General features: G+C 66.7%; 15 protein-coding genes, 1 other RNA gene and 1 pseudogene. 13 read left to right on the plus strand and 4 right to left on the minus strand.

Features of this window, described 5'->3' with window-relative positions; genetic code table 11:
• Nucleotides 1–22: 22 nt before the first annotated feature.
• Genes pheA through gyrA form a run of 4 tightly spaced genes read right to left on the minus strand, consistent with a single transcriptional unit; the run spans nucleotide 23 to nucleotide 5,509 of the window.
• Nucleotides 23–1,141 (minus strand): prephenate dehydratase, encoded by a 1,119-nt coding sequence (pheA, locus tag AC1DYD_RS08095; protein ID WP_478172231.1) that lies wholly within the window; start codon nucleotides 1,139–1,141, stop codon nucleotides 23–25.
• Nucleotides 1,142–1,162: 21 nt separating this feature from the next.
• Nucleotides 1,163–2,230: a 3-phosphoserine/phosphohydroxythreonine transaminase gene (gene serC / locus AC1DYD_RS08100; RefSeq protein ID WP_478172249.1), complete on the minus strand. Its 1,068-nt coding sequence runs from the start codon at nucleotides 2,228–2,230 to the stop codon at nucleotides 1,163–1,165.
• A 50-nt stretch (nucleotides 2,231–2,280) separates the two neighbouring features.
• Nucleotides 2,281–2,865, minus strand: coding sequence for a DUF2059 domain-containing protein (locus tag AC1DYD_RS08105; RefSeq protein WP_478172232.1), 585 nt, complete (start codon nucleotides 2,863–2,865; stop codon nucleotides 2,281–2,283).
• A complete protein-coding gene (gene gyrA / locus AC1DYD_RS08110) occupies nucleotides 2,858–5,509 on the minus strand; it encodes a DNA gyrase subunit A (RefSeq protein ID WP_478172233.1) in 2,652 nt (883 codons plus the stop codon). Before gyrA ends, AC1DYD_RS08105 begins: the two co-directional genes overlap by 8 nt.
• 225 nt (nucleotides 5,510–5,734) lie before the next feature.
• On the opposite strand from gyrA, the gene ompA reads away from it, so the two are divergent.
• The 13 genes and pseudogenes from ompA to AC1DYD_RS08175 form a co-directional block, all read left to right on the plus strand.
• On the plus strand, nucleotides 5,735–6,379 hold the full coding sequence (ompA, locus tag AC1DYD_RS08115) for an outer membrane protein OmpA (protein WP_478172234.1): 645 nt from the start codon (nucleotides 5,735–5,737) through the stop codon (nucleotides 6,377–6,379).
• Between the two features lie 97 nt (nucleotides 6,380–6,476).
• The gene (ubiG, locus tag AC1DYD_RS08120) at nucleotides 6,477–7,196 is read left to right on the plus strand and encodes a bifunctional 2-polyprenyl-6-hydroxyphenol methylase/3-demethylubiquinol 3-O-methyltransferase UbiG (RefSeq protein WP_478172235.1); all 720 of its coding nucleotides are present in this window, start codon (nucleotides 6,477–6,479) and stop codon (nucleotides 7,194–7,196) included.
• Nucleotides 7,193–7,861 carry a phosphoglycolate phosphatase gene (gene gph, locus AC1DYD_RS08125; protein WP_478172236.1) on the plus strand — a complete coding sequence of 223 codons (669 nt, stop codon included), beginning with the start codon at nucleotides 7,193–7,195 and terminating at the stop codon, nucleotides 7,859–7,861. The genes ubiG and gph overlap by 4 nt, the downstream gene beginning before the upstream one ends.
• 12 nt (nucleotides 7,862–7,873) lie before the next feature.
• Nucleotides 7,874–8,261, plus strand: a transfer-messenger RNA (tmRNA) gene (gene ssrA, locus AC1DYD_RS08130).
• A 93-nt stretch (nucleotides 8,262–8,354) separates the two neighbouring features.
• The gene (ggt, locus tag AC1DYD_RS08135) at nucleotides 8,355–10,172 is read left to right on the plus strand and encodes a gamma-glutamyltransferase (protein ID WP_478172237.1); all 1,818 of its coding nucleotides are present in this window, start codon (nucleotides 8,355–8,357) and stop codon (nucleotides 10,170–10,172) included.
• Entirely contained in the window at nucleotides 10,172–10,930 is a 759-nt protein-coding gene (locus AC1DYD_RS08140; RefSeq protein WP_478172238.1) for a pseudouridine synthase, read from the plus strand. The genes ggt and AC1DYD_RS08140 overlap by 1 nt, the downstream gene beginning before the upstream one ends.
• Nucleotides 10,931–10,978: 48 nt before the next feature.
• Complete coding sequence (locus tag AC1DYD_RS08145) at nucleotides 10,979–11,950, plus strand: YVTN family beta-propeller repeat protein (protein WP_478172250.1); 972 nt, start codon at nucleotides 10,979–10,981, stop codon at nucleotides 11,948–11,950.
• A 187-nt stretch (nucleotides 11,951–12,137) separates the two neighbouring features.
• The gene (locus AC1DYD_RS08150) at nucleotides 12,138–12,905 is read left to right on the plus strand and encodes a polysaccharide deacetylase family protein (RefSeq protein WP_478172251.1); all 768 of its coding nucleotides are present in this window, start codon (nucleotides 12,138–12,140) and stop codon (nucleotides 12,903–12,905) included.
• Between the two features lie 31 nt (nucleotides 12,906–12,936).
• Nucleotides 12,937–13,908, plus strand: coding sequence for a sterol desaturase family protein (locus AC1DYD_RS08155; RefSeq protein ID WP_478172239.1), 972 nt, complete (start codon nucleotides 12,937–12,939; stop codon nucleotides 13,906–13,908).
• A 39-nt stretch (nucleotides 13,909–13,947) separates the two neighbouring features.
• Complete coding sequence (locus AC1DYD_RS08160) at nucleotides 13,948–14,820, plus strand: EI24 domain-containing protein (protein ID WP_478172240.1); 873 nt, start codon at nucleotides 13,948–13,950, stop codon at nucleotides 14,818–14,820.
• The gene (locus tag AC1DYD_RS08165) at nucleotides 14,817–15,617 is read left to right on the plus strand and encodes a competence/damage-inducible protein A (RefSeq protein ID WP_478172241.1); all 801 of its coding nucleotides are present in this window, start codon (nucleotides 14,817–14,819) and stop codon (nucleotides 15,615–15,617) included. Before AC1DYD_RS08160 ends, AC1DYD_RS08165 begins: the two co-directional genes overlap by 4 nt.
• 147 nt (nucleotides 15,618–15,764) lie before the next feature.
• The gene (gene glnA / locus AC1DYD_RS08170) at nucleotides 15,765–17,180 is read left to right on the plus strand and encodes a type I glutamate--ammonia ligase (protein ID WP_478115119.1); all 1,416 of its coding nucleotides are present in this window, start codon (nucleotides 15,765–15,767) and stop codon (nucleotides 17,178–17,180) included.
• 175 nt (nucleotides 17,181–17,355) lie between these two features.
• Nucleotides 17,356–17,598, plus strand: a pseudogene (locus AC1DYD_RS08175) (hypothetical protein); the annotation flags it as partial.

Here is a 17,598-nt window from a genome sequence, read left to right on the forward strand (position 1 = left end):
AAGCGATGAGCGTGGGGGCTTTTCATGCCGTGATCGGGTAGGCGCCGAGGACCTTGTAGAACGCGCACAGCTTGCGCAGTTCGACGAGCGCGGCGGCAACGTTGGGCTGCGACGGATGGCCGTCGAGGTCGATGTAGAAGTAGTACTCCCACTGGCCGGTGCGTGCCGGTCGCGATTCGAAGCGGGTCATCGAGACGTTGTTGGCCTTGAGCGGCACCAGCAGGTCGTGCACCGCCCCGGGCTGGTTCGGCACCGACACCACCAGGCTGGTGCAGTCGCGGCCGGTCGCCGGCGGCATCGCCAGCGTCTGCGGCAGGCAGATGATGGCGAAACGGGTGCGGTTGTAGGAGTCGTCCTGGATCGCGTGGGCCACGATATGCAGCCCGAAGCGGGTGGCTGCACGCTCGCTGGCCAGGGCCGCCCAGGCCGGATTGCCGGCGGCCAGCCGGGCGCCTTCGGCGTTGCTGGAGACGGCGCGCCGTTCGGCATTCGGCAGGTGCTTGGCGAGCCAGGTCTGGCACTGCGCCAGCGCCTGCGGATGGGCCAGCACCGCCTCGATGCCCTCGAGCGAATTGCTCGAGCGCAACAGGTGATGCCGCACCAGCAGGCTGACCTCGCCGACCACGTGGGTCGGCGAATGCAGGAACAGGTCGAGCGAGCGCGTGACCACGCCTTCGGTGGAATTCTCGACGCCGACCACGCCGTACTGGGCGCTGCCGGCGGCGGTGGCATGGAAGACCTCGTCGAAGCTGGCGCAATAGACCAGGTCGGCGGCGCCGCCGAAATACTCGACCGCGGCCTGCTCGCAGAAGGTCCCTTCGGGGCCGAGCACGGCAACGCGCTGCGGCGATTCGAGCGCCAGGCAGGCCGACATGATCTCGCGCCAGATGGCGGCCACGTGAAGGGGCTTCAGCGGGCCGCCGTTGCTCTGCTGCATCTTCTCGATCACCTGGGCGACGCGATCGGGCCGGAAGAAGGGCGTGCCCTCGCGCTTCTTGACCTCGCCGACGCGCTCGGCGACACGGGCGCGCCGGTTCAGGAGGTCGAGAAGCTGCTGGTCCAGCGAGTCGATCTGTACGCGCAGATCGGCCAGGCTGGGGGAGGAATCGGGGGCGGAAGGTGGTGGTGCTGAGGCGGTCATTCGGGTCGGGAGCGCGTGCCTCTACGCACGCGACCGCTCGAATTCTCGCATGTAGCCCACCAGCGCCCGAACGCCGGCCATCGGCATGGCGTTGTAGATGCTCGCGCGCATCCCGCCGACCGACTTGTGGCCCTTGAGCTGCAGCAGCCCGGCCGCGCGGGCACCGGCCAGGAAGGCTTCGTTGCGGCTCTCGTCGGCGAGGAAGAAGGGGACGTTCATGCGCGAGCGGCAGCCGGGGTCGACCTTGTTGGCGTAGAAGTCCGAGCCGTCGATGAAGTCGTACAGCAGCCGTGCCTTGGCGACGTTGCGCGCCTCCATGGCGGCGACGCCCTTGAGATCGCCTTCGGTCTGCTGCGCGAGCCACTGGAAGGTCAGCCCGGCGATGTAGATGCCCCAGGTTGGAGGCGTGTTGTACATCGACTGGTTGTCCGCGACGGTCTTGTAGTTGAAGGCGCTCGGGCAGATCTCGAGCGCATGGCCGAGCAGGTCGTCGCGCACGATCACGATCGTCAGGCCCGCCGGGCCAAGGTTCTTCTGGGCCCCGCCGAAGGCCAGGCCCACGCGCGACCAGTCGACAGGCCGCGAGGCCACGTGCGAGGAAAAGTCGATCACCAGCGGCGCCTTGCTGCCGAGTGCGGCGAGGTCGGGCAGCTGCTGGAACTCGATGCCGTTGATCGTCTCGTTGGTGCAGACGTGGACGTACGACGCGTCCGGGGAGAGCTGCCAGCCGGCCGGGTCCGGCAGCCGGGTGTGCCCGTCTGCCGCGTTGCTCGCGACCACCCGGGCCTCGCAGTAGCGCTGGGCTTCCTTATGCGACTTGATGCTCCAGCTGCCCGTGAGGACGAAGTCGGCGCGGGTCCCGCGCGACAGGTTCATCGGCACGATCGCGTTCTCGCCGAGCCCGCCGCCCTGCATGAACAGGATGTGGAACTGCGACGGCACCGCGAGCAGGGTGCGGATGTCGGCCTCGGCCTGCGTGCAGATCGCGCCGAACTCCTTGCCGCGATGGCTCATTTCCATCACGCCCATGCCGCTGCCGTGCCAGTCGAGCATCTCGGATGCGGCCTGCTGCAGCACCCATTCCGGCATCGCGGCCGGACCGGCGGAGAAGTTGTACGGGCGCGGACCCGCCGGTTTCGTCACTTCTTGGCGGGCGCCTTGGCCGGCGCCGCCTTGCCTGCGGTCGCTCCGCCCTGTGCACCCGGCGCGCCCAGCGCCTTGGCGACGCTGGCGTCCAGCGCGACCATCTTCGGCTCGATCGTGGCGCGGGTTTCAGCCACCAGCTTCTCGGTCAGCGCGGTCTGCAGCTTGGGATTGATCTCCTGGTACTTCTTGCTCAGCGGCGAGCTGATCCAGGCCAGCAGCTGGCGCATCTCTTCCTCGCTGAAGGTCTGCTCCATGATCGGCGACAGGGCGGCCGGTGCCAGCTGCACGGCCTTGTCACGCACGATCGGGTAGGCCTCGTCGAAGTACTTCTTGAGCTCGACGTCGGCCGCCTTGGCCGCGGCCTCGCGCTTCTCGGCCGGCACCTGCGTCTGCAGATACTGCGAACCGGCCTGGGCGATCGGGGCGCTCGACTGCTCGACCAGCCCGCGCGCCAGCGACTCCACGCCGGGGCGCTGCAGCTCGACGAACTGCTTGATCATGGCCGCCTTGTCCTGGGCCATGGCCAGCGAGCTGCCGGCGAGCGCGGCCGTCACGAGCGCGAGTTTGAATTTATTCACTGGGGTTCTCCGTTGAAGATGAGGTGGAAGGATCGTCGGCGCCGGGTTCATTCTCGATATTCGCGTCATTCTCGACGATGCGCTGCAGCCCGCTGAGCTTGGCGCCTTCGTCGAGTCCGATCAGAGTGACGCCTTGCGTGGCGCGCCCCAGTTCGCGGATTTCGGAGACTCGGGTGCGCACGAGGACACCCTTGTCGGTGATGAGCATGATCTCGTCGTCGGCATGCACGAGAGTCGCTGCCACCACCTTGCCGTTACGTTCACTTTGTTGAATAGCGATCATGCCCTTGGTTCCCCGGCCATGTCGCGTGTACTCGGTAATGCTGGTTCGCTTTCCGTAACCGTTTTCGGTCGCGGTCAGCACGCTCTGCTGTTCGTCCTCGGCCACCAGCATGGCGATCACGCCCTGGCCGTCCTCGAGCGTCATGCCGCGCACGCCGCGGGCGTTGCGGCCCATCGGGCGAACGTCGTTCTCGTCGAAGCGCACCGCCTTGCCGCCGTCGGAGAACAGCATCACGTCGTGCGCGCCGTCGGTCAGCGCGGCACCGATCAGGTAGTCGCCCGGATCGAGGTCGACCGCGATGATGCCGGCCTTGCGCGGGTTGCTGAATTCGTCAAGGGCGGTCTTCTTGACCGTGCCCATCGAGGTCGCCATGAAGACATACTGGTTGGCCGGGAAGGTGCGCTTTTCGCCGGTGAGCGCCAGCACGACGTTGATCTTCTCGCCTTCCTGGAGCGGGAACATGTTGACGATCGGCCGGCCACGCGAGCCGCGCGAACCCGCCGGCACTTCCCACACCTTGAGCCAGTAGAGCCGGCCGCGGTTCGAGAAGCACAGGATGTAGTCGTGCGTGTTGGCGATGAAGAGCTGGTCGATCCAGTCGTCTTCCTTGGTCGCCGTGGCTTGCTTGCCGCGGCCGCCGCGCTTCTGCGCCCGGTACTCGCCCAGCGGCTGGCTCTTGATGTAGCCGCTGTGGGAGAGGGTCACGACCATGTCGGTGGGCGTGATCAGGTCCTCGGTCGAGAGATCGAAGGCGCTGTGCTCGACCAGGCTGCGGCGCACGCCGAGCTTGCTCTGGCCGAACTCCTGCTTGATGGCTGTGAGCTCGTCGCCGATGATCACCGAGACCCGTTCCGGCTTGGCCAGGATGTCGAGCAGGTCGTCGATCTCGGCCATCACGTCCTTGTATTCGGCCACGATCTTGTCCTGCTCGAGGCCGGTCAGGCGCTGCAGGCGCATCTGCAGGATTTCCTGGGCCTGCGTGTCCGACAGCTTGTAGAGGCCGTCGGCGTGCATGCCGTACTCGCGCTCCAGGCCGTCCGGACGGTAGTCGTCGGCGTTGATCACGCCACCGTCGGCGCGCGTGCGGGTCAGCATCTCGCGCACCAGCTTGCTGTCCCAGGCGCGGCTCATGAGCTCGGCCTTGGCGACCGGCGGGGTCGGCGCATTGCGGATGATCGCGATGAACTCGTCGATATTGGCCAGCGCCACCGCCAGGCCTTCGAGCACATGGCCGCGCTCGCGCGCCTTGCGCAGCGTGAACACGGTGCGCCGCGTCACCACTTCGCGGCGGTGCTGCAGGAAGACCTCGATCAGGTCCTTCAGGTTGCACAGCTTCGGCTGGCCGTCGACCAGCGCCACCATGTTGATGCCGAAGGTGTCCTGCAGCTGGGTCTGCTTGTAGAGGTTGTTGAGCACCACTTCGGGCACTTCGCCGCGCTTGAGCTCGATCACCAGCCGCATGCCCGACTTGTCGGACTCGTCCTGGATGTGGCTGATGCCTTCGATCTTCTTCTCGTGCACCAGCTCGGCCATGCGCTCCTGCAGCGTCTTCTTGTTCACCTGGTAGGGCAGCTCGTCGACGATGATCGCCTGCCGCTGGCCGCGGTCGATGTCCTCGAAGTGGCACTTGGCGCGCATCACGACCTTGCCGCGGCCGGTCCGGTAGCCGTCCTTGATGCCGTTGATGCCGTAGATGATCCCGGCGGTGGGGAAATCGGGCGCCGGCACGATCTCCATCAGGTCGTCGATGCCGGCATCCGGATGACGCAGCAGGTGCAGGCAGGCATCGACCACTTCATTCAGATTGTGCGGCGGGATATTGGTCGCCATGCCCACCGCGATACCGCCGGCGCCATTGACCAGCAGATTCGGCAGTTTGCTCGGCAATACCAGCGGCTCTTTTTCGGAGCCGTCGTAATTGGGACCGAAATCGACAGTTTCCTTGTCGATATCGGCCAGCATTTCGTGCGCAATTTTGGCCAGCCGGATCTCGGTATAGCGCATCGCCGCCGCCATATCGCCGTCGACCGAGCCGAAATTGCCTTGCCCGTCAACCAGCATGTGGCGCATCGAGAAGTTCTGCGCCATCCGGACGATGGTGTCGTAGACCGACTGGTCGCCGTGCGGGTGGTACTTGCCGATGACGTCGCCGACGATACGGGCCGACTTCTTGTACGGCCGGTTCCAGTCGTTGTTGAGCTCGTGCATCGCGAAAAGTACCCGCCGATGCACCGGTTTGAGGCCGTCCCGGGCGTCCGGCAGGGCGCGACCGACGATCACGCTCATGGCGTAATCCAGGTAGCTGCGGCGCATTTCCTCTTCGAGGCTGATGGGGAGTGTTTCTTTGGCGAACGAGGTCATGGGCGGCAGGCAGACGGCAAGGGAGGCGAAATTTTACGCTGAGGAGGGTGTCGCACCGCCGCAACACAAGGCCGGTATTCCGCCTCCGTCCGGCGTTTCAGAGGGGGCCGGCGGGCTGTTTGCCAAAGACCCTATGGCACAATCGCCTCAACGTTTTGGGTGGTGGTCACTTAAAGCGTCCTTGATTCGCAGCGCGGCTGCGGCTTTTTCCCCAAGAGGAGAACCATGAAGAAACTGAATAAAGTGGCGATGATGTTTGCAGTCGCTGCGCTCGCCACTGCCGCCGGCGCGCAGACCCGTGTCACCGCTGCGAATGGTGGCCCGGCCATCGACAACTGGCAAAACGGCACCGGCGAACTGGTCTGGAAGAACGGCACCAACGAACTGTGCTGGCGCGATGCCAACTGGACGCCCGCAACGGCTGCTGCTGGTTGCGACGGTGCGCTCGTTCCCGCACCGCCGCCTGTGGCTGCTGCCCCCGCACCGGCTCCGGTTCCCCCGGCAGTCGCTGCTTCGAAGGTTACCTTCGCTGCTGACGCATTCTTCGACTTCGACAAGTACGTCCTGAAGCCCGAAGGCCGCGCCAAGCTGGACGACCTGGTCTCGAAGATCAAGGACGTGAACCTCGAGGTGATCATCGCTGTCGGCCATACCGACTGGATCGGTACCGTGGCGTACAACCAGAAGCTGTCGGTCCGCCGCGCTGAAGCCGTCAAGGCCTATCTGGTCTCGAAGGGCATCGAAAAGAACCGCGTGTACACCGAAGGCAAGGGCAAGAGCCAGCCGATCGCTGACAACCGCACTGCCGAAGGCCGCGCCAAGAACCGCCGCGTGGAAATCGAAGTGGTCGGTACCCGCCCCAACAAGTGATTCGCAAGAATCGCTGAAGAGAACCCCGCCTCGGCGGGGTTTTTTTATGCCCGCTCCAGCACCGGCATCTCAATTCGTGCCGTTTCATAATCGCTCCATGACCGAACCCGTGAATGCCGATCCGGCAGAGCTCGCCAAATTCTCCGAACTTGCGCACCGCTGGTGGGACTTCGAAAGCGAATTCCGACCGCTGCACGAAATTAATCCGCTGCGTCTCGACTGGATCGACGGGATTGCCCCGATTGCCGGTCGCAGGGTGCTCGATGTCGGCTGCGGCGGCGGAATCCTGGCCGACTCGATGGCGCGCAAGGGCGCCGAGGTCCTCGGCATCGACCTGGCCGACAAGGCGCTCAAGGTGGCGCAGCTGCATGCGCTCGAGGCCGGTACGCGCGGGGTCAAGTACCGCTCGGTCAGCGCCGAGGCGCTGGCGGCCGAGCAACCCGGCAGCTTCGATGTCGTGACCTGCATGGAGATGCTCGAACACGTGCCCGATCCGGCTTCGGTCGTCAAGGCCTGTGCTGATCTGGCCAAGCCCGGCGGCTGGGTCTTCTTCTCGACCATCAACCGCAACCTGAAGGCGTTCATGCTGGCGATCGTCGGTGCCGAATACGTGCTCGGCATGCTGCCGCGCGGCACGCACGAGTACCAGAAGCTGATCCGCCCGAGCGAGCTCGCCGCCTATTGCCGCGCCGCCGGGCTCGACCTGCGCCACACCCGCGGCCTGGAGCACAACCCGCTGACGCGGCGCTACTGGCTCAGCGGCGACACCAGCGTCAACTACATGTTCGCGACCCAGAAGCCGGCAGGCGCCCTGTGAGGACGGACCGCACCGAAGCCGTCCTGTTCGACCTCGACGGCACCCTGATCGACAGCGCCCCCGACCTGGGGGCCGCGGCCGACCAGATGCGGACCGAGCGTGGCCTGCCTTCGCTGCCGCTCGAACGCTATCGCCCGATGGCGGGGGCCGGCGCCCGGGGCATGCTGGGCGTGGCTTTCGGCATCACGCCGGAGTCGCCCGAGTTTGCGGTACTGCGTGAGGAGTTCTTCGTCAAGTACGAATCGCGGATGCTGCTCAACACGCAGGTCTTCGACGGCGTGGCCGAACTGGTGAAGGCGCTGAACGCCTCCGGGCTGCAGTGGGGCGTCGTCACCAACAAGTCCGAACGCTTCACCCTGCCGCTGACGCGCGCGATGGCCCTGTTCGAGAGCGCGCGAGCGATCGTCAGCGGCGACACCACCCCCCACGCCAAGCCGCATCCGGAGCCGCTGTTCGAAGCCGCGCGCCGGCTGGGCGTGGCCCCGGTGCATTGCGTCTATGTCGGGGACGACGAACGCGACATGCTGGCCGGCCGGGCCGCCGGCATGCGGACGGTGGCGGCCACCTATGGCTACATGGGCGAACAGGCGGAAGTGGCCCGCTGGGATGCCGACGCGGCCATCGCATCGCCCATGGAGCTCTTGAAGTTATTGAAACAGGCCTAAAATGCGTTTCTTGGGGCTGCACTGGTTTCGACGTGGGTTCGGAATCGCAGCGGGGCATGTCGAGCTGAATGCGCTCGTAAAACAGATTCAAACAAACTAACTGCAAACGACGAACGTTTCGCACTCGCCGCTTAATTGCCGGTGAGCTTTGCAACAGCAGGCCGATGGGCTGGGCAAGGGGGCGCTAGAGCAATCTGACGCCTCCCGGCTGCAAAGATAATCTACATGGGCTGGCCCTGATCCGGGTACCTTGGGTCGGGGCGAGAAAATAGGGTGCTGGCGGCCGGTGTAGCGTGCGACTGCGCGACACCGGTGGCGAGACTCAAATCAGACCGCTAAACATGTAGATCTGCGCGAAGAAGGCTTACGGACGGGGGTTCAAATCCCCCCAGCTCCACCACTCAAGAAGGCGGCGCCGATGCATTTTGCATCGACGCCGCTTCTGCGATCCAATCCCCTCCACGGCAACCCCCGGTCCCGTGCAAAGAGGTCCATGGATTCATCGACGACGATACAGACGAGCCACGGCGACGTGCCTGCGCACGCTTCGCCTTCCTTCCCGAGCGCCGCCCGCCAGCAGATCGATTGCCGCTGGACGAAGGCGCGGCGCCTCGGCATCGCCGCGGTATTCGCGTGGGCCGGCGCCTTTGCGCAGGCCGCCTCCCAGGCCCCGGTCGCGGCCGAGAACGGCATGGTGGTGAGCGCGCAGCACCTGGCGACGCAGGCGGGCGTCAACGTGCTCAGGCGCGGCGGCAACGCGATCGATGCCGCGGTGGCGGTGGGTTACGCGCTGGCGGTGGTCTATCCGGCGGCCGGGAATCTCGGCGGCGGCGGCTTCATGACGGTGCAGTTGGCCGATGGCCGCAAGACCTTCCTCGATTTCCGCGAGAAGGCGCCGCTGGCGGCGAGGCCCGGGATGTACCTCGACAAGGACGGCAAGGTCATCGAGGGGCTGAGCACCCGCGGCCACCTGGCGGTCGGCGTGCCGGGCACGGTCGCCGGCCTGGAGCGGGCGCGCGAACAGTACGGCACCATGAAGCGAGGCGCACTGCTGGCGCCGTCGATCGCGCTGGCCGAACGCGGTTTCGTGCTGCAGCAGGGCGACATCGACATGCTGGCGGTGGGCGCTGCCGATTTCGGCAGCGATCCGGCGTCGGCCGCGATCTTCCTGAACAAGGGCGAGCCGTTCGCAGTCGGCCAGAAGCTGGTCCAGAAGGACCTTGCGAAGACCTTGAAGGCGATCAGCCGCCAGGGGGCCGACGGCTTCTACAAGGGGCCGGTGGGCGCCGCGATCGTGGCGTCGAGCCAGGCCGGGGGCGGGCTCATCACGCAGGCCGACCTCGACCAGTACAAGGCGCGCGAGCTGCTTCCGATCGAATGCAGCTACCGGGGCTATCGCGTGATCTCGGCGCCGCCGCCCAGTTCGGGCGGGGTCGTGCTTTGCGAGATGCTGAACATCCTCGAGGGCTACCCGCTCAAGGAACTGGGCTTCCGATCGGCCCAGGGCGTGCACTACCAGATCGAGGCCATGCGCCATGCCTACGTCGACCGCAACAGCACCCTGGGCGACCCGGAGTTCGTGAAGAACCCCGTGGAGCGACTGATCGACAAGCGCTATGCCGAGAAGATCCGCAGCGCCATCGATCCGGCGCGTGCCGGTGTCTCCGAGGACATCAAGGCCGGGGTCGCGCCGCACGAAGGCAGCAACACCACGCACTATTCGATTCTCGACCAGTGGGGCAACGCGGTGGCGGTGACCTACACCCTGAACGACTGGTTCGGCGCCAAGGTCACGGCGGCGGGGACCGGCGTGCTGCTCAACAACGAGATGGACGATTTCACTTCGAAGGCGGGCGAGCCCAACATGTACGGGCTGGTCCAGGGCGAGGCCAACGCGATCGCCCCGGGCAAGCGGCCCTTGAGCTCGATGAGCCCGACCATCGTCGCCAAGGACGGTCGTCCGGTGCTGGTGGTCGGCACGCCGGGCGGCAGCCGCATCATCACGACGGTGCTCCACAGCATCCTGAACCTGGTCGACTACGGCATGGACGTGCGGGAGGCCGTGGACGCGCCGCGCTTCCACCAGCAGTGGCTGCCGGACCTGACCAACGTCGAGCCCTTCGCGCTGTCCCCGGACACCCGCAAGATCCTGCTCGGCATGGGCCACAAGCTCGGCGAGGCGCAGCCCGCCAACCACCTGGCGGCGATCCTCGTCGGCGCGCCTTCGCTGGGCGGCAAGCCGGTGGGCGGCAATCGTTTCTATGGCGCCAACGACCCGCGCCGCAACACGGGCCTCGCGCTCGGCTACTGATGCATATCGAAGAAATTCTCTACAGCCAGGGTTTCGGCACCCGGCGCGTCTGCGCGGGGCTGGTCCAGCAGGGGTTCGTCACGGTCGACGGCGCCGTGGTGAGCGATCCGGGCGAGGACTTCGTCACCGAGGGGCTGCACTTCACCGTCCAGGGCACGGACTGGGCGTACCACGAGAAGGCCTACCTGATGCTGCACAAGCCGGCCGGCACCGAGTGCTCGCAGAAGCCCTCGACCTACCCGAGCATCTACACGCTGCTGCCGTCGCCGCTGCGACTGCGTCCGAACAAGGGCGCGGTGCAGGGCGTGCAGGCCATCGGGCGGCTCGACCAGGACACCACCGGCTTGTTGCTGCTGACCGACGACGGCCAGTTCATCCACCGGATGGGGTCGCCGAAACACCATGTGCCGAAGGTCTACGAGGTCACGACCAAGCATCCGGTCGATCAGAACCAGGTCGACCGCCTGCTGGCCGGCGTGGTGCTGGACGACGATCCGAAGCCGGTGCGGGCCGCCGCCTGCGAGCTGGCCGCCCCGCAGCACCTGAGCCTGACCCTGACCGAAGGCAAGTACCACCAGGTCAAGCGGATGCTGGCGGCCGTGGGCAACCGGGTCGAGGCGCTGCACCGCTCGCGCATCGGTCCCCTGGCGCTGGCGGCCGACCTGGCGCCCGGCCAGTGGCGCTGGCTGCGTGCCGAGGAGGTCGAAGGGCTGCGAACTGCGCGCGCCGGTCAGCCAACAGTCGGCGTGGACCGTTAAGATCGGAAATCTTCGTCCGGAATCTCTCCCTTGCGCTCCATTTCTTCCCTGACGGGCCGTCTCGCGGCCTTTTTGTTTGTTTGCGCGTCGCTTTCGGCCCATGCCGCCGAGCCGCCCCCGGTCTTCGTGCTCAACTCCCTGGATGCCACCGTGAGCGTGATCGAGCCCACGGGCTGGACCGAGAAGACGCGCATAGCGACCGGCAAGGAGCCGCACCACCTGTACCTCTCGCCCGACGAGCACTCGCTGATCGTCGCCAATTCGGCCGGCGACTCGCTGACCTTCCTGGACCCGCGAACGGCGGAAGTGCAGCGCGTGGTCTACGGCATCATCGACCCCTACCAACTGCGCTTCTCGCCCGACATGAAGTGGTTCGTCACCGCGGGCAACCGCCTGAACCACGTCGACCTGTATCGCTGGGACGGCAAGGAGCCCAAGCTGGTCAAGCGCATCCCGACCGGCAAGACGCCCAGCCATATCTGGATCGATGGCAAGAGCATCACGGCCTATGTCACGATGCAGGACAGCGACGAACTGATCGCGGTCGACCTGCCGACGCAGACGATCCGCTGGCGCACCGCCACCGGTCCGATGCCGGCCGACATCTTCGGCATCCACGACGGCAAGACGCTGCTGGTCGGCCTGACCGGCAGCGACGGCGTGCAGGTCTTCGACGTTTCGGGCGCGCAGCCGAAGCTGGTCGGCAAGATCGCGACCGGCAAGGGCGCGCATGCCTTCCGCGCGGCCGGCGACGGCGGCCGCAGCGTCTTCGTCAGCAACCGGGTGGCCAACACGATCAGCCGCATCGACCTGGGCACGCTGCAGGTCATGGAGACCTACCCGGTGCCGGGCGGACCCGACTGCATGGACGTCTCGGCCGACGGCAAGACGCTCTACGTCACTTCGCGCTGGGCCAAGAAGCTCAGCGTGGTCGACCTCGCGAGCCGCAAGGTGGTGCGCCAGGTCAATGTCGGCCGCTCGCCGCATGGCGTCTGGACGCTCGACCATGCGAAGTCTTGAATGGCCCCCACGCTCCCCCACTGCGTGTGGGTCGCTGCCCCCCGAGGGGGCCGCAGGCCGCCTTGGGGCGGCCCGGCGCCGGCCTGAGCCCCCACGCTCCCTCACTGCCTGTAGGTCGCTGCCCCCCGAGGGGGCCGCAGGCCGCCTTGGGGCGGCCCGGCGCCGGCCTGGGCTCGCCGCTGCCGGGCTGCTGCTGGCGGCCTGTGCGGGCGTCTCGGGCAACGTGCTGGCCCAGGGTTGCGCCAAGCCGGTCTACCTGACTTTCGACACCGGCCACATGGGCATTGCGCCGCTGGTGGCCGAGGTGCTCAAGCGGCAGGATGTGCGCGTGACCTTCTTCGGTGCCGCGGAGCGCACGCAGACCGACGGCGACAGCCTCGACACCCAGTGGGCGCCGTGGTGGAAGGCGAGGGCGGCCGAGGGCCACGAATTCGCCTCCCATACCTACGACCACGCCTACTGGCGCGGCGACGTCAAGGGTATCGAGCCGCGCTTTCGCATTCGCCCCACGGCCGGTGCCTTCGCCGGCCGCGAATTCACCTGGGACGCGGCGCAATACTGCGCCAACATCGCCAAGGCGTCCGACCGGCTGCAGCATGTCACCGGCAAGAAGCCGCTGCCGCTGTTCCGGGCGCCGGGCGGCAAGACCTCGCCGCGGCTGCTGGCGGTGGCCAAGGGCTGCGGCTATGCGCACGTGGCCTGGGCGCCGGCCGGCTTCCTGGGCGACGAACTGCCGAGCGAGAAGTTCAGCAACGAACTGCTGCTCGCGCAGGCCCTCGACATGATCCAGCCCGGCGACATCCTGCTGGCGCACCTTGGCATCTGGTCGCGCAAGGACCCCTGGGCGCCGGCCGACCTGGAGCCGCTGATCGTCGGCCTCAAGGCCAAGGGTTTCTGCTTCCAGACGCTGCGCCAGCATCCGGCATACCGCGACTGGATCGCGGCACATCCTTGAAACCCCGGTCGTCCTTGCGGATCGTACGTTGATGGATTGGTTCACCGATCATTTCGCGGCCGTGCAGCAGTGGCTGTTCGAGACCGTCATCCAGCCGCTGGTCTACGCCATCGGCTTCGGCGGCTGGGTCGAGGATGCCTTCGATGCCACCGGCTGGCTGCTGGTCGGCCTGATCCAGATCGCGCTGCTGGTCGCGGTGATCGGCCCGCTGCAGCGCTGGCGGCCGGTCGAGCCGGTGGTCGACCGGCGCGCGATCCGCATCGACATCCTCTATACGCTGATCCACCGGCTGGGCCTGTTCCGGCTGGCGATCTTCTTCGCCGTGCAGCCGGTGTTCGACGACCTGCTGGGCATGGCGCGCGCGGCCGGCTGGGGCAGCATGCACCTGGACGAACTCTGGCCGGGCGTGACCGACGTGCCCTGGGTTGCGTTTGCGATCTACCTGGTGGTGCTGGATGGGGTGGAGTACCTGATCCACCGCGGCCAGCACCGTTTCCGCTGGTGGTGGGCGCTGCATTCGCTGCACCACTCGCAGCGCCAGATGACGATGTGGAGCGACGACCGCAATCACCTGCTCGACGACCTGATCCACGACGCGATCATCGTCGTCGTGGCGCAGCTGATCGGCGTCGCGCCGGGGCAGTTCATCGCCATCGTCGCTTTCACGCAGCTCAGCCAGAGCCTGCAGCATGCCAACCTGCGCCTCGGCTTCGGTGCCCTCGGCGAGCGCCTGTGGATCAGCCCGCGCTTTCACCGCGTGCACCATTCGATCGGCATCGGCCATGAGTCCGGGGGGCCGAAGACGCTCGGCGGCCACAACTTTGGCGTGCTGCTGCCTTGGTGGGACATGCTCTTGCGGACCGTCAACTTCGAGGATCGCTACGACGCCACTGGCATCCGCGACCAGGTCGAGCCCGACGCCAAGGGCCGGGTGCGCGACTACGGACGCGGCTTCTGGGCCCAGCAATGGCTCGGACTCCGGCGCCTGTTCGGCAGGGATTGAGGGCGCCGCGTCACGCGCTGGCGTTATCCTCGGCACCCGATGCGTCTTCTCCTCGATTCCTTCTGGCGGTCGGTCGCCTATTGCCTGCACCCGCGGGTGATCGTGCTGTCGCTGCTGCCGCTGGGCCTGATGGTCGCGCTGGCGGCGGTGTTCGGCTATTTCTACTGGGACGCCGCGGTCGCCTGGACCCGCGAGTCGCTCGATGCCTGGCCCTTGCTGGCCAGCTTCTGGAGCTGGATCGGGCGCTTCTTCTCGGGCGACGTGGCGTCCGCGCTGGCGCCGCTGGTGGTGGTCTTCGCTGCCACGCCGCTGATCGTGGTGGTGTCGCTGCTGGTCGTGGCCGGCGTCATGGCGCCGGCGCTGACGCGGCTGGTGGCCGAGCGGCGCTTCGCCAGCCTGGAACAGAAGAAGGGCGCCTCCTTCTTCGGCAGCGTGGCTCGTTCGATCGGCTTGACCGTGCTGGCGCTGTTGGCGCTGGTGGTGTCGATGCCGCTGTGGCTGATTCCGCCGCTGGTCCTCATCCTTCCGCCGCTGATCTGGGGCTGGCTGACCTACCGCGTGATGAGTTTCGATGCCCTGGCCGAGCATGCCAGCCCCGAGGAGCGCGATACCTTGCTGCGCGCCCACCGGCTGCCGCTGCTCGGCATCGGCGTGCTCTGCGGCTACCTCGGCGCCGCTCCCAGCATCGTCTGGGCCTCGGGCCTGCTGTTCGCCGCCGCCTTCTTCGTGCTGGCGCCGCTGGCGATCTGGATCTACACGCTGGTGTTCGCCTTCTCGGCATTGTGGTTCGCCCACTACTGCCTCGACGCCCTGGCGCAACTGCGGGCACAGCGCGCAACGGCGGCCCTCTCGACTTCCACCCCCGGGCTGGCCGATGCCAGCGCGGCCGCCAGCCAATGGAGTGCCCCATGAGTCGTGCTTTCGGTCTGATCGTCGTCGGCGACGAAATCCTGTCGGGCAAGCGCATCGACAAGCACATGCCCAAGGTCATCGAGCTGCTCGCCGCGCGCGGGCTCGAACTGGGCTGGGCCGAGTACGTGGGCGACGTGCCGGCGCGCATTACGTCGGCGCTGGGCCGCGCCTTCGCATCGGGCGACATCGTGTTCTCCACCGGCGGCATCGGCGCCACGCCCGACGACCACACGCGCCAATGCGCGGCCGCGGCACTGGGCGTGCCGCTGGCACTGCACCCCGAGGCCGAGGCGCTGATCCGCGAGCGCATGCAGGACACGGCGCGCGAGCAGGGCACGGTCTACGTGCCGGATCGCCCGGACAACATCCACCGCCTCAACATGGGCGTGTTTCCGCTCGGCGCGAAGATCATCCCCAACACCTACAACAAGATCCCCGGCTTCAGCGTCGGCGACGTGCACTTCGTGCCGGGCTTCCCGGTGATGGCCTGGCCGATGATCGAGTCGGTGCTCGACAGTCGCTATGCCGGCTTGTTCGCGCGCGGTCGCGCCGCCGAGAAATCGGTGATCGTCTACGGCGCCATGGAGGCCACGCTGACGCCGCTCATGCAGGCCGTCGAGCGGGATCATCCGGGCATCAAGGTGTTCAGTCTCCCGAGCGTCGACCACCCGGAGCACGGGCGCCACATCGAACTCGGCGTCAAGGGCGACGCCAGCCGGGTCGAGGCGGCCTACGCCCAGTTGCTGGCAGGCCTGCACGGCTTTGAGGCACGCCTCGGCCCCGAAATGGTGCGTTGAAACTGCGTGCACCAAACTGGTTACAAATTGCCTTGTTTTGGGTGATGCCCAGCCTGCCGCCGCGCTGTCCGCGGCAGTGACAATGGGCATAGAAACTGCATTCCGAATCCCGTACTTCCAACCACTGTCCATACCAAGGAGAACCTGATGGCCAAGACCGTCGCCGACGTACTCAAACTCGTGAAGGAAAACGAGGTCAAGTTCGTCGATTTCCGCTTCACCGATACCCGCGGCAAAGAACAGCACGTGACCGTGCCTGTGTCTGCGTTCGATGAAGACAAGTTCACTTCGGGCCACGCTTTCGATGGCTCCTCGATCGCCGGTTGGAAGGGCATCGAAGCATCGGACATGCAGCTCATGCCCGATCCGAACACGGCCAACATCGACCCCTTCTTCGAAGAGACCACCCTGATCCTGACCTGCGACGTGGTCGACCCCTCGGACGGCAAGCCCTACGAACGCGACCCGCGCTCGCTGGCCAAGCGCGCCGAGGCCTACATGAAGGCTTCGGGCCTGGGCGACACCGCCTTCTTCGGACCGGAACCCGAGTTCTTCGTGTTCGACGGCGTGCGCTGGTCCAACGACATGTCGGGCTGCTCGGTCAAGATCGAATCCGAAGAAGCCGCCTGGAACACCGGCAAGGAATTCGAGCACGGCAACACCGGCCACCGTCCGGCGGTCAAGGGCGGCTACTTCCCGGTGCCCCCGGTCGACAGCTTCCAGGACATGCGCTCCGAGATGTGCCTGGTGCTCGAATCGCTGGGCATCCCGGTCGAAGTGCATCACCACGAAGTGGCCAATGCCGGCCAGATGGAACTCGGCACCAAGTTCAGCACGCTGATCCAGCGCGCCGACTGGGTCCAGCTGCAGAAGTACGTGATCCACAACGTGGCCCACGCCTACGGCAAGACCGCCACCTTCATGCCGAAGCCGATCGTCGGCGACAACGGCTCCGGCATGCACGTGCACCAGTCGGTCTGGAAGGACGGCAAGAACCTGTTCGCCGGTGACGGCTACGCCGGCCTGAGCGACTTCGCGCTGCACTACATCGGCGGCATCATCAAGCACGCCCGCGCGCTGAACGCCATCACGAACCCCGGCACCAACAGCTACAAGCGCCTGGTGCCCGGCTTCGAAGCCCCGGTCAAGCTGGCCTACTCGGCCAAGAACCGCTCGGCCTCGATCCGCATCCCGTTCGTGGCCAACCCGAAGGGCCGCCGCGTCGAAGCGCGCTTCCCGGATCCGCTGATGAACCCGTACCTCGGCTTCGCGGCGCTGCTGATGGCCGGACTCGACGGCGTCGAGAACAAGATCCACCCGGGCGAAGCCGCCAGCAAGGACCTGTACCACCTGCCGCCGGAAGAAGACGCGCTGATCCCGACCGTCTGCCACAGCCTCGACCAGGCGCTCGAGTACCTCGACAAGGACCGTGCCTTCCTGACCAAGGGCGGCGTGTTCACCGACGCGTACATCGATGCCTACATCGACCTCAAGATGCAGGAGGTCACGCGCTTCCGGATGGCCACCCATCCGGTCGAGTTCGACATGTACTACTCCTTGTGAGACCTTGCGGGACAGACCAGGAAACTGCCCAGCAGTGAATGGAATCCGGGCTGGCGCCCGGAGCGTTAAAAAAGGACGGCTGCGGCCGTCCTTTTTGTTTGGTCGGGAACATCCGGGCCGGATCTGTTTCGAATTGCATGAAAATGCCGGTTTGCGGCGCACTACACCCAAGACCATGAAGACTTTCTCCGTTTTCCTGCTGACCGCCGTGGCGGCAGCCGGCGTGCCCTTGCAGGCCCAGGCGCAACAAGAGCGCGTCTGGCGCTGCGGCAATGAATACACCAACAACGCGACCGTCGCCCAGCAGCGCGGCTGCAAGGTGATGGAAGGCGGCAATCTGACCATCGTGCAGGGCACCCGGCCCTTCGCCTCGGCGGCGCCTGCCGCGCCAGGCGCGGGGGTGCGGGCGCCCGCGGGC

The sequence above is a fragment of the Variovorax sp. P4_B11 genome (genome assembly GCF_056402355.1).